The 12551-nt window shown below is 61.7% G+C and carries 10 protein-coding genes; 3 read left to right on the top strand and 7 right to left on the bottom strand.

The features are described 5' to 3' along the window. Nucleotides 1-20: 20 nt before the first annotated feature. From JI744_RS16425 to JI744_RS16410, 4 genes are all read right to left on the bottom strand, one after another. Nucleotides 21-161 (bottom strand): hypothetical protein, encoded by a 141-nt coding sequence (locus JI744_RS16425; RefSeq protein WP_202662261.1) that lies wholly within the window; start codon nt 159-161, stop codon nt 21-23. A gap of 103 nt (nt 162-264) precedes the next feature. Next, nucleotides 265-663: an 8-oxo-dGTP diphosphatase MutT gene (mutT, locus tag JI744_RS16420; protein WP_202662260.1), complete on the bottom strand. Its 399-nt coding sequence runs from the start codon at nt 661-663 to the stop codon at nt 265-267. A gap of 70 nt (nt 664-733) precedes the next feature. Beyond that, complete coding sequence (gene argJ / locus JI744_RS16415) at nt 734-2092, bottom strand: bifunctional glutamate N-acetyltransferase/amino-acid acetyltransferase ArgJ (RefSeq protein ID WP_202662259.1); 1359 nt, start codon at nt 2090-2092, stop codon at nt 734-736. 27 nt (nt 2093-2119) lie between these two features. Beyond that, nucleotides 2120-2971 carry a peptidylprolyl isomerase gene (locus tag JI744_RS16410; protein ID WP_202662353.1) on the bottom strand — a complete coding sequence of 284 codons (852 nt, stop codon included), beginning with the start codon at nt 2969-2971 and terminating at the stop codon, nt 2120-2122. A 187-nt stretch (nt 2972-3158) separates the two neighbouring features. Between JI744_RS16410 and secA the strand changes: the two genes are divergently transcribed. From secA to JI744_RS16395, 3 genes are all read left to right on the top strand, one after another. After that, the gene (gene secA, locus JI744_RS16405; protein ID WP_202662258.1) at nt 3159-5891 is read left to right on the top strand and encodes a preprotein translocase subunit SecA; all 2733 of its coding nucleotides are present in this window, start codon (nt 3159-3161) and stop codon (nt 5889-5891) included. Nucleotides 5892-5998: 107 nt separating this feature from the next. Continuing rightward, nucleotides 5999-6997 carry a hypothetical protein gene (locus tag JI744_RS16400; protein ID WP_202662257.1) on the top strand — a complete coding sequence of 333 codons (999 nt, stop codon included), beginning with the start codon at nt 5999-6001 and terminating at the stop codon, nt 6995-6997. 45 nt (nt 6998-7042) lie between these two features. Then, entirely contained in the window at nt 7043-8524 is a 1482-nt protein-coding gene (locus JI744_RS16395; RefSeq protein WP_236019509.1) for a phosphate ABC transporter substrate-binding/OmpA family protein, read from the top strand. On the opposite strand, the gene radC is transcribed toward JI744_RS16395, so the two are convergent. The 3 genes from radC to dnaK all read right to left on the bottom strand — a co-directional run bounded on the left by radC (nt 8496) and on the right by dnaK (nt 12429). After that, nucleotides 8496-9263, bottom strand: a complete 768-nt coding sequence (gene radC / locus JI744_RS16390) for a RadC family protein (RefSeq protein ID WP_202662255.1) — start codon at nt 9261-9263, stop codon at nt 8496-8498. The genes JI744_RS16395 and radC overlap by 29 nt on opposite strands. A gap of 34 nt (nt 9264-9297) precedes the next feature. Then, the gene (gene dnaJ, locus JI744_RS16385) at nt 9298-10455 is read right to left on the bottom strand and encodes a molecular chaperone DnaJ (protein WP_202662254.1); all 1158 of its coding nucleotides are present in this window, start codon (nt 10453-10455) and stop codon (nt 9298-9300) included. Between the two features lie 69 nt (nt 10456-10524). Next, nucleotides 10525-12429 carry a molecular chaperone DnaK gene (gene dnaK / locus JI744_RS16380; RefSeq protein WP_202662253.1) on the bottom strand — a complete coding sequence of 635 codons (1905 nt, stop codon included), beginning with the start codon at nt 12427-12429 and terminating at the stop codon, nt 10525-10527. Nucleotides 12430-12551 lie beyond the last annotated feature (122 nt).

The following is a 12551-nucleotide window of genomic DNA, read 5'->3' as shown; positions in this document are numbered from 1 at the left end:
GGTGTGACGCCGTTTTGCCCTTAGTTTGGGCGAACGACCGGCACTTCTCGGCCAACGAAGGTCTTGTCGTCAACCTTCACCATGATCTTGCCGTCAGACAGTTGGCCTACAAACAGGCCCTGCACCGAAACACAGCTACCAATAGAAATCGTGCGAAGCATTTGTTCCTCCCCCCAGATTGAACGCTGCTGGTTGAAGTATTAGACACAATCGTAAAGGAAGTCACAAGATTTTCGCAGTTTTGTAACTGTCCTGACAAAATTATTACAGCCAGTCGCGCAGAATCGGGATCAGGGGCAGATCGGCAGGCGGCATGGGGTAGTCGCGCAGATTGTTGGGGCGCACCCAAGCCAGGGTCTGGCCCTCTTGGGCAAGCGGAATCCCTTCCCAGCGGCGGCAGGCGAACAGCGGCATCAGCAGGTGGAAGTCGGGGTAGCTGTGGCTGGCAAAGGTCAGCGGGGCGAGGCAGGATTTCCAGGTGTCGATGCCCAGTTCCTCGCGCAGTTCCCGGATCAGCGCCGCCTCGGGCGTTTCGCCGTGTTCGACCTTGCCGCCGGGAAATTCCCACAGGCCGGCCAAGGACTTGCCCTCTGGCCGTTGCGCCAGAAGCACGCGGCCTTCGCTGTCGATCAGGGCAACGGCAGAGACGAGAAGGGTTTTCATTCGGGTGCCCTATGAAGAAGGCCGGGGGCGCTGCCCCCGGACCCCCGGAGTATTTATGCCAAGAGGAAGATCAGGAGCGGTAATCCGCGTTGATCTCGATATAGCGGCTGGTCAGATCGCAGGTCCATATGCTGCGCTTGGCCTTGCCCAGCCCCAGATCGACGGCGATCACCAGTTCGGGCTGCTTCATATAGGCGGCGCCGTCTTCCTCGCGGTATTTCGGGTTGCGCCAGCCTTTTTGCGCCACAAGGATGTCGCCGAATTTGATGGTCAGGCGGTCACGGTCGGCCTCGGCCCCCGATTTACCAATTGCGGCGACGATGCGCCCCCAGTTCGGGTCTTCGCCCGCGACTGCGGTTTTTACCAAGGGTGAATCCGCAATGGATTTGGCGACGCGGTAGGCGTCTTGATCGGTGGTGGCCCCCGTCACGCGGATTTCGACGAATTTGGTGGCGCCTTCACCATCGCGCACGACCTGATGCGCCAGATCGCGCATCACATCGGCAAGGGCCGTTTCAAACGCCTTGGCCACGGCGCCTAGCACCGGGGCGGCGGCGGATTGACCGGTGGCGGCAACCAAGAGCGTGTCGGAGGTCGAGGTGTCGCTGTCGACCGTGATCGAGTTGAAGGTGGCACCCACGTTGCGCGAGACCATCTTTTGCAGCGAGCTTTGGCTGATCTTGGCGTCGGTGAAGATATAGACCAGCATCGTCGCCATATCAGGTGCGATCATGCCCGAGCCTTTGGCGATGCCCGAGATCACGATGTCGCCGCCTTCGCCCTTGATCATGGCGGTGGCACCCTTGGGGAAGGTGTCGGTGGTCATGATGGCATGCGCGGCGAATTCCACCGCATCTTCGGTCAGGCCCGCGACCAGAGCGGGGATTTTCGCGGTGATCTTCTCGAAGGGCAGGGGCTCACCGATCACGCCGGTGGAAGATGAGAACACTCGGCTGGCCGGAATACCCAAGGCCGCTGCCACCCCGCCGGTCACCTCGGCCACGGCCTTGTCACCCATAGCGCCGGTGAAAGCGTTGGAATTGCCAGAGTTCACGATGATCGCCGCGCCTGCGCCCGCAGGCACCCGCGCGGCCAGTTTGGTCTGGCAATCGCGCACGCAACCCGAGCGGGTGGAGGATTTGGTGAAGGCACCGGCCATCACCGTGCCCGGCGCAAGGCGGACCAGCATCACATCTTTGCGGTTTTGGTATTTCACCCCGGCCTCGGCCGCGGCGAATTCGGCCCCGGCGATGCGGGGCAGGGTGGGGAACCGGGCGGGGGCAAGCGGCGAGACCGGCTTGGCCGCCTTTTTCACCGCCGAAACTGCGGTCTCGACAACGGATTCAATGGCGGCAGCCCCTTCGGAAATCAGCTTTTCAACCTCTTTCTGAAGCGAGTTGGCCTTGGCCTTCCATTCCTTCTTGTCCATCGCCCTGTTCCCTTTTGGTGTACTGGATTACTTGTCCAGAAGTTCGGTCTTGGTCAACAGGGCCGGGTCCAGCTTTTCACCGGGCTTTTCGATCTTGGCGGCCTTGGTCAGTTCTTCCACCTTGGCTTCGACGGCCTTTTGCTGGATCTCGCTGGCCAGTTCGTCATGCAGGTCTTCCAGCGTGGGCTGCTTGGCAGCACGGGTTTCGCTGACCAGAATCAGATGATAGCCGAAATCGGTCTTGATCGGGCCGACGACGGTGCCGACCGGGGCGGCAACAACGGCATCCTCGAACGGCTTGACCATCATGCCCGGACCAAACCAGCCCAGATCGCCGCCATTGGCCCCCGATCCGGTATCGGTCGAGTTGGCCTTGGCCAGTTCGTCAAACTTGGCGCCGCCCTCAAGCTGCTTTTTCAGGTCGTTGGCCTTTTCTTCGCTGTCCACCAGAATGTGGGCGGCGTGGTATTCGGTCTGGGGCTTGGCGTCCTTGAAACGGGCGTCATAGGCGGCTTTCAGCGCCTCATCCGTCACGGCACCGGCTGCTGCTGCCTGAATGACGATGTTCGACAGATAACCGCGGGTTTCATTTTCCAGTTGCAGGGTCTGGGTCGGAGTCAGTTTGCCATCAAGCGACTGTTCCAGCACGGTCTGCTGCACCAGTTGATCCAGCAGGCCCTTGTAAAGCACATCGGGTGGCAGGCTTTTGTATTGATCGGGCAGGCCTTCGCGGGCGGCGATCATATGGCCCAGTGTAATGGTTTTGCCATTGACGGTGGCGACGACGGTGGCCGCCGTCGGCGCATCTTCGGCATGGCCGGGAAGGGCAAGCCCAAGGGCCAGAACCGCCCCGGCCAGAAATTGCATCGTTTTGGCCATCATTCACAACCCTCTGATCGTGCTGCGACCCGGCGCAGCGTTGACTATCAAGGGCCCACCCCTTACATCGCACGGGTCGCGTGCGAGGGGTCTGCCCGGTCCTGATGCCCTTCTATGGAAGGCTGTACTGCCGAGCAAGCCATGAGCCTCACACGATCATGTCAGGATCATTCGGGTCGGAGAGAACATGCTGGGTATTGGTGCGCTTGCACGCAAGGTTTTCGGCACGCCGAATGACCGCAAGGTAAAATCGGTGCAGCCCCTGGTCGCCAAGATCAATGCGCTGGAGCCGGAATTTGCCGCGCTAAGCGATGAGGGGATCATCGCCAAGACCCGGGCGTTTCAAAAACGCGTGCAAGAGCAGGGCGAGGATCTGGATGATCTCTTGCCCGAAGCCTTTGCCAACTGCCGCGAGGCGGCGCGCCGCGCTTTGGGCCTGCGGGCCTTTGATGTGCAGTTGATGGGCGGGATTTTCCTGCATCAGGGCAACATCGCCGAAATGCGCACGGGCGAGGGCAAGACCCTTATGGCGACCCTTCCGGCCTATTTGAACGCGCTGGCGGGCAAGGGCGTGCATGTCGTCACCGTGAACGACTACCTGGCCAAGCGCGACGCGGAATGGATGGGCAAGGTTTACGGCCATCTGGGCCTGACGACCGGCGTTGTTTACCCCTATCAGGAAGAGCAGGAAAAGCGCGGCGCGTACCGGGCCGACATCACCTATGCCACGAACAACGAGCTGGGTTTTGACTACCTGCGCGACAACATGAAGGGCAGCATCGAAGAGATGGCGCAGCGCGGCCATTTCTTTGCCATCGTGGACGAGGTGGACAGCATCCTGATCGATGAGGCGCGCACCCCGCTGATCATCTCTGGTCCGTCGCAGGACCGCAGCGAGTTGTATCAAAAGGTGGACGTCCTGATCCCGCACCTGACCGAAGCGCATTACAAGCTGGATGAAAAGGCCCGCAACGTCACGCTGACCGAAGAGGGCAACGAGGCGATTGAAACCCTGCTGTCGCAGGCCGGTCTGCTGCCCGAGGGGCAGAGCCTTTATGATCCCGAAAGCTCGACCCTGGTGCATCACGCCACCCAGGCGCTGAAGGCGCACAAGCTGTTCACCAAGGATCAGCAGTATATCGTGCGTGACGGCGAAGTGATGCTGATCGACGAATTCACCGGGCGTATGATGCGTGGCCGCCGCCTGTCGGACGGTCTGCATCAGGCGATCGAGGCGAAAGAGCATGTGGCCATTCAGCCCGAAAACGTGACTTTGGCCAGCGTGACCTTCCAGAACTACTTCCGGCTTTACGCCAAGCTGTCGGGCATGACCGGCACGGCGCTGACCGAAGCTGACGAATTCATGGAGATCTACAAGCTGGGTGTGGTCGAGGTGCCGACCAACCGCCCCGTCCAGCGCAAGGATGAACATGATGCGGTTTACCGCACCGCGCGCGAAAAAAACGAAGGTATCGTCAAGATGATTCAGGAGGCCCATGCCAAGGGCCAGCCGATCCTTGTCGGCACCACTTCTATCGACAAGTCTGAATCGCTGTCGGCCCTGCTGACGGCGGCGGGCATTCCGCACAATGTGCTGAACGCGCGTCAGCACGAGCAAGAGGCCAAGATCGTGGCCGATGCGGGCCGCTTGGGCGCTGTGACCATCGCCACCAACATGGCCGGTCGCGGCACCGACATTCAGCTTGGCGGCAACGTCGAGATGAAGGTGCTGGAAGAAATTGCCGCCAACCCCGAAGCCCACCCAGACGAGGTGCGTACCCGGATCGAAGCGGAACATGCCGACGAAAAGGCCAAGGTGATTGCCGCTGGGGGCCTGTTCGTGCTTGCCACCGAACGCCACGAAAGCCGCCGCATCGACAACCAGTTGCGCGGTCGCTCTGGCCGTCAGGGCGACCCGGGCCGGTCGTCGTTCTTCCTGTCGCTGGAAGATGACCTGATGCGGATTTTCGGGTCCGAACGTCTGGACAAGGTGCTGTCCAGCCTGGGCATGAAGGAAGGCGAGGCGATTGTTCACCCTTGGGTCAACAAGTCGTTGGAACGCGCGCAGGCCAAGGTGGAAGGTCGCAACTTTGACATCCGCAAGCAGCTTTTGAAGTTCGATGACGTGATGAATGACCAGCGCAAGGCGATCTTTGGCCAGCGCATGGAGATTATGGAAGCCGAAGATCTGGACGAGATTGCCCGCGACATGCGCCATTCGGTGATCGATGATCTGGTCGATGCCTATCTGCCGCCGAAAAGCTATGCCGACCATTGGAATGCCCAAGGCCTGCGTCTTGGCATCGCCGAAAAGCTGAACCTCGATCTGCCGGTGGTGGATTGGGCCGCCGAAGAGGGCGTGGATCAGGATGTGATGCGCAAGCGGATCACCGAAGCCTCTGATGCGCAGATGGCGCAAAAAGAGGATGCCTTCGGCCCCGAAACCATGCGCAACATCGAAAAGCAGCTTCTGTTGCAGACCATCGACGGCAAATGGCGCGACCACCTTTTGCGGTTGGAGCATCTGCGTTCGGTCGTGGGGTTCCGCGGCTATGCGCAGCGTGACCCGCTGAACGAATACAAGACCGAGGCGTTCCAGTTGTTCGAACACATGCTGGACGGGTTGCGGCAGGATGTGACGCAACGCCTGTCGATGATCCGCCCGATCACGCGTGAAGAGCAGGCGGCCATGATGGCCCAGATCGAAGCGCAGCAGGCCGCCGCACAGCAGCAGCCCGAAGAGGAGAGCCCCCCCGTGATTGTTTCCGCCCCGGATGCCCCAGTTTCGGCGCCGCAGGCAGAACGTCTGGCCGGTTTCGACGAATCGGACCTAACAACCTGGGGTAATCCTTCGCGGAATGACCTTTGCCCTTGCGGATCGGGTGAAAAGTTCAAACATTGCCACGGTCGTCTGGCCTGAATCTGGCCAGACTGCCGGATTCCCGCCACCCTGACGGGAAACATTCCAAGGTTTTGCCACGCCCTCGCCCCGTTTGACGCGCAGATTTTGCCTGTCATTCGGGGGCGATGGTGAAGATGTTGGAGTGGAAGCGCAGAATCGCACGGGTTGTTGCCGTGCTGTCGGTCGCACTGGCGGCTGGTCATCTGGTGCAGACCAAGGCCGCGCAGGAACAGGCCCGTCATTCGCTGGAGGCGACGCCAGAGGCGATCGAGCCGGTGGCTGCCGGGCCGGAAACCACCAAGCCACGGCCTGTCACAGCAGAGCTTTTGCCAATGCCCAAGGTGCCGCTGGTGGTGCTGGCGCCGCCTGTCATGCAGCAACCCGTCTTGCCTGCCCCTGCGGCTGCCGATCCAGCCCCCAAGGTTGATCTGGCGGTGCAGCCGGGCGTACAAAGCTGCCCCGTTGCGCTGGACCTTGTGGCCGAACCGGCTGCGATGATTGGGGTCAGTCTTGTTGCCGCCTGCCACAGCAACCAGCGCGTGGTGGTGCAGCAAGAGGGCCTGACCTTTACCGCCATGACCAATGCCACGGGTGGTCTGTTTCTGGACATGCCTGCCCTGACGACCGACGCCTTGGTGGCCGTGGTCTTTGCTGATGGTACCCGCGCCACAAACCGGATCACCACGCCCGAACTGGCCGGGCTGCGCCGCTTTGCCATTCAGTGGCAACAGGACGACGCCTTTTTGCTGCACGGGTTCGAAGGCGGCTCTGGCTACGGCACGCCCGGCGATGTCTGGGCCGAAAACACGCGTTCTCCTTCGGCATTGCTGCCTGCCACGCAGGGGTTCATGACGCTTTTGGGGGATAACGCCGCTCCGACTCCTTTGCTGGCGGCGGTTTACACTTATCCTGCCGACAGCAGCGTTCACTCTGATATCGTGGTCGAGGCGGCGATTGAACCCGCCACCTGTGGCCGCGAACTGCTGGGCCAGACGCTGATTTCAACCGGCGGCAAGGTGCAGGTGCAGGATCTGGCGGTCACGATGCCGGATTGTGACGCCGCAGGGGGTTATCTGGTGTTGAAGAATCTTGCCCCGACGACGAATATCGCCGCCGCGAACTAAAGGTCGGGCGGAATACAGATGACGGGCTTTGCAAGATGCGCGGCGATGATCGCCGCGCTTCTTATTGGGGGGGCTGCGTTGGCGCAGGACGTCACGTTGACCTCTCGCGACGGGGCGCTTTCGGTGGCGGGCACCTTGCAGGGCTTTGATGGAGAGTTCTATCGGCTGGATACCGGCTATGGCCCGCTGACAGTGGATGCCGCTGGCGTTTTGTGCGACGGGCCGGCATGCCCGGAACTCACGGCGCCGAAATCGGTGGTGCGGATTGTGGGGGCGGCCGATCCGGGGCGGATGTTGCTGCCCGTGGTGCTGCGCGCCTTTGCCGAGGCGCGGGGTTTGCGACTCGAGGAGGCCGAGGCGGTGATCCGCCTGTCCGACCCGGTAACCGGCAAAGTGTTGGCAGAGTTCAGCTTTCAGCCGTTAGCGCCTTCGGACGCGCGGGCGGCCATGCTGGCCGGGCGCGCCGAATTGATGCTGGCCGCCGCAACCGAGCCTGATTTCGGCTCCAAATCGGTGGCGTTGGATGCGCTGATCCCGATCGTGGCGCCCGACAATCCGATGCCCGGTATTTCCACCCCCGATCTGGCCAGCGCCCTTGCCGGAGAGATCACCAATTGGGCCCAGATCGGTGGCCCCGACATGCCCTTGGTGCTGCATGGGCTGGAAGCTGACAGCGATCTGGCTGCTGCCCTGTCGGCGCGGCTGGGGCGCGAGATCGTGGCGACAGTGATGCACCCCGACCTCGCCAGTCTGGCAGAGGCGGTGGCGCGCGACCCGTGGGCGCTGGCGGTGACGGGTCGGGCCAGTGCGGGGCGCGCGCGGGTGCTGCCGCTGTCGGACACATGCGGCTTTCCGCTGTTGCCCGATCCGCTGGCCGTCAAGGCCGAGGATTACCCCCTGACACTGCCAGTCTATCTGCTGACGCCACGTCGCCGCCTGCCCCTTGCCGCGCGGGAACTGCTGGAATTCATGGCCACGCCCCATGCGCAGGCGGCTGTGGCGGCGGGGGGCTATATCGACCGCGGGATAGAGCGTGCGCCAATGACCAAGGACGGCCTGCGACTGATCAACGCCATTCAGGGCGCGGGGGAAGATACCACGCTGGAAGACCTGAAACGGCTGGTCGGTCTGATGGACGGGGCGGACCGGCTGTCCTTCACCTTCCGGTTTCAGGATGGGGCGTCCGATCTGGACCGCAACAGCCAGGACAACCTGAAAGACCTGGCGCAACTGCTGGAGGCCGGGGCCTTCAAGGGGCAGACCCTGATGCTGGCAGGCTTTTCCGACGGTACGGGGGCGGCCAAGGCCAATCTGGACCTGTCGCGTGACCGGGCGGTGCGGGTTTTTCTGGAGTTGAAAGAGGCCGCGCCGGGCCTGAGCGAAGATCAGTTGCCCCGGATCGAGGCCTTTGGTGAGGCGATGCCGATGGCCTGCGATGAAACCGCCGCAGGTCGCCGTTTGAACCGGCGGGTCGAACTGTGGGTGCGCCCGGCCTTTGTTAAAGATACCCCGCCGAGCGAAAACTGACCTCACGGCTTTTGCCGATGATCAGATGGTCGTGCAGGGTGATGCCCAGCACCTGCGCGGCATCCTGAACCTGTATGGTCATGCTGATGTCTGCCTCGCTTGGGGTCGGATCGCCCGAGGGGTGGTTATGCACCATGATCAGCGCGCTGGCGTTCAGTTCGAGCGCGCGTTTGACCACCTCGCGTGGGTAGACTGGCACATGATCGACGGTGCCCTTCGCCTGTTCTTCATCCGCGATCAGCACATTCTTTCGGTCGAGGTAAAGGATGCGGAATTGCTCGGTATCCCTATGGGCCATCGCGGTGTGGCAATAGTCGAGCAGCGCGTCCCAGGATGAGAGCACGGGGCGATTGATCACCTTGGCCCGCCTCAGGCGCTGCGCGGCGGCTTCGACGATCTTCAACTCTTGTACCACGGCGTCGCCCACACCCATGACCATGGTCAGGCGGGCCGGAGAGGCCGAGATCACCCGGTTGAAATCGCCGAACGTGTCCAGCAGACGCCGGGCCAGAGGCTTAACATCGTGCCGGAGAATGGCGCGGAACAGAACCAGTTCCAGCATTTCATAATCGGGCAGGGCGGCAGCACCGCCTTCCATAAAGCGGCTGCGCAGGCGTTTGCGGTGATCGGCGATATAGCTGGGCAGTTTGCCGGGCAGGGGCGATGCCTCTGCCTCGTCCGCATCACCCGGCATATCAAACAGCGACCGCCCGGAATCATTGAAGCCATGGTTTGCCATGGCTTCAATCTGCGATCACATGGTGAAGAAAGGGTTAACTGCCCTTCATTCCATCCCAGAAACCTTTGACCTTGGAGAAGAAGGTTTTGCCTTCGGGGTTGTTCTCTTCCGACAACTGCTCGAATTCTCGCAGCAATTCTTTCTGCCGCGCGGTCAGGTTGACCGGGGTTTCCACCGACATTTCGATCAGCATGTCACCCGACCCGCCGCCGCGCAGGGCGGGCATGCCCTTGGCGCGCAGGCGCATCTGCTTGCCTGTCTGGCTGCCTGCGGGCACCTTTACCCGGCTCATGCCGCCATCAATCGTGGGCACCTCAACCTCGCCACCCAGTGCGGCGGTGGCAAAGCTGACCGGGACGCGGCAATAGAGGTTCACCCCGTCGCGCTGAAAGATCGGGTGATCCTTGACCTCGATGAAGATATAAAGGTCGCCCGTGGGGCCGCCGCGCAGACCGGCCTCGCCCTCACCCGCCAGGCGGATGCGGGTACCTGTTTCCACCCCTGCCGGGATGTTGACCGAGAGAGAGCGATCTTTCTCGATCCGGCCATGGCCGGCGCAGTTCTTGCACGGATTCTTGACGATCTGACCCGCGCCGTTGCAGGTGGGGCAGGTGCGTTCAACGGTGAAAAAGCCCTGCTGCGCCCGCACCTTACCCATGCCAGAGCAGGTCGGGCAGGTGACAGGTTCTGCCCCGCCTTCGGCCCCGGTGCCTTTGCAAACATCGCAAGCGACGGAGGTCGGCACGTTGATGGTTTTCTGAACGCCCTTGAACGCCTCTTCCAGCGTCACGCGCAGGTTATAGCGCAGGTCAGACCCGCGCTGCGACCGGGCACGCCCGCCCCCGCCCGCCCCGCCGCGACCGCCCATGAAATCGCCGAACAGATCCTCGAACACATCCGAGAAGGCAGAGGCAAAATCGCCCTGGGCAAAGCCGCCGCGCGGGCCGCCACCGCCGCCCATGCCATTTTCAAAGGCACCATGGCCAAAGCGGTCATAGGCAGCCTTTTTCTGATCGTCTTTCAGAACGTCATAGGCCTCGTTCACATCCTTGAACTGGGCTTCGGCGTTCGGATCTTCCTGATTGCGGTCGGGGTGCAGCTCTTTCGCTTTTTGGCGGTAAGCCTTCTTGATCTCGTCGGCCGATGCGCCGCGAGCCACCCCAAGAACATCGTAGTAGTCACGCTTTGCCATGGCAAAACCCCAATGAGGGGAACGCTGAGGGCGGCCGCTTGGGCCGCCCTTTGCTGGTTCCCAAGCGGTTTACTTCCGCTTGTTGTTGCCCATGTCTTCGAAGTCGGCGTCGATGATGTCGTCATCCACGTCGCGCGGACCGGCTTCATCACCACCTGACGCATCGGCCTGCGCCTTGTAGATCGCCTCGCCCAAGCGCATTGCCGCTTCGGTCAGGTTCTGGATGCCACCCTTGATCTTGCCCGCATCTTCGGTCTTGAGGGCTTCTTCCAAGGGGCCCATCGCCAGCTCGATCGATTCCACGGTCGAGGGATCGACCTTGTCGGAATGTTCGGCCAGCGATTTGCGGGTCGAATGCAGCAGGCTTTCGCCCTGGTTCTTCGCCTCGACCAGTTCCTTGCGGGCCTTGTCGGATTCGGCGTTCGCCTCGGCGTCGCGGACCATCTTTTCGATGTCCTCATCCGACAGACCGCCCGAGGCCTGAATGGTGATGGCCTGTTCCTTGTTGGTGCCCTTGTCCTTGGCTTTCACCGACACGATGCCGTTGGCATCGATGTCGAAGGTCACCTCGATCTGGGGCACGCCACGCGGGGCGGGCGGAATCTGTTCCAGGTTGAACTGGCCCAGCATCTTGTTGTCGGCGGCCATTTCCCGCTCGCCCTGGAACACCCGGATCGTCACGGCGTTCTGGTTGTCTTCGGCGGTCGAGAAGATCTGGCTTTTCTTGGTCGGGATCGTGGTGTTGCGGTCGATCAGACGGGTGAACACGCCACCCAGCGTTTCGATGCCCAGCGAAAGCGGGGTCACGTCCAGCAGCACAACGTCTTTCACGTCGCCTTGCAGAACGCCGGCCTGAATGGCGGCACCGGCGGCAACCACTTCGTCCGGGTTCACGCCCTTGTGCGGCTCTTTCCCGAAGAACTTGGTCACTTCCTCGATCACGCGGGGCATCCGGGTCATACCGCCGACCAGAACCACCTCGTCAATGTCGCTGATCGAGATGCCAGCATCCTTGATCGCGGCCTGGCAGGGCTTGATCGACTTTTTGATCAGATCATCGACCAGGCTTTCCAGCTTGGCGCGCGTCAGTTTGACCACCAGGTGCAGCGGCTGCCCGGTGTTGCGGTCCATCGAGATGAACGGCTGGTTGATTTCGGTCTGGCTGGCCGAGGACAGTTCGATCTTGGCCTTTTCTGCCGCCTCTTTCAGGCGCTGAAGGGCCATCTTGTCCAGCGTCAGGTCAACGCCGTGTTCCTTTTTGAACTCATCCGCCAGATAGTTGACGATGCGCATGTCAAAGTCTTCACCGCCAAGGAAGGTGTCCCCGTTGGTGGATTTCACTTCGAACAGGCCGTCGTCGATTTCCAGAACCGTGATGTCGAACGTACCGCCGCCAAGGTCATAAACCGCGATGGTGCGCGATTCTTTCTTGTCGAGGCCATAGGCCAGCGCGGCAGCGGTCGGTTCGTTGATGATGCGCAGCACCTCAAGACCGGCAATCTTGCCTGCGTCCTTGGTAGCCTGACGCTGGGCGTCGTTGAAATAGGCGGGCACGGTGATAACGGCCTGGGTGACGGTTTCGCCCAGATACGATTCAGCCGTTTCCTTCATCTTTTGCAGAATGAAGGCCGAAACCTGCGACGGCGAATACTTTTCGCCACGCACCGAAACCCAGGCATCGCCATTGCCACCATCGACGATGGAATAGGGAACAAGCTTTTTGTCCTTTTCCACCTCGGCATCGCCGATGCGGCGGCCGATCAGGCGTTTCACCGCAAAGACGGTGTTCGAGGCGTTGGTGACAGCCTGCCGTTTTGCAGCCTGACCCACCAGACGCTCGGTTTCGGTGAAACCGACGATCGAAGGCGTGGTGCGTGCGCCTTCAGAGTTTTCGATGACCCGGGGCTGCGAGCCGTCCATGATGGCGACGCAAGAGTTCGTCGTCCCGAGGTCAATACCAATGACTTTGGCCATGTGTGGTCCCTTTCCTTCGGCGATATGTGGGGGCGGAACCCGATAAGGCATCCCGTCCCGATCCCATGTGAGACCCGGAGGAGGTGGCCCTCATCCGGCTTCTGGGCGTATATAGGGGGGCC

The organism is Fuscibacter oryzae, from assembly GCF_016765795.1.
GTDB classification, from domain to species: Bacteria; Pseudomonadota; Alphaproteobacteria; order Rhodobacterales; family Rhodobacteraceae; genus Fuscibacter; species Fuscibacter oryzae.
The sequence above is the reverse complement of the archived record's forward strand: the minus strand, read 5'-3'. Positions and strand labels throughout refer to the sequence as shown.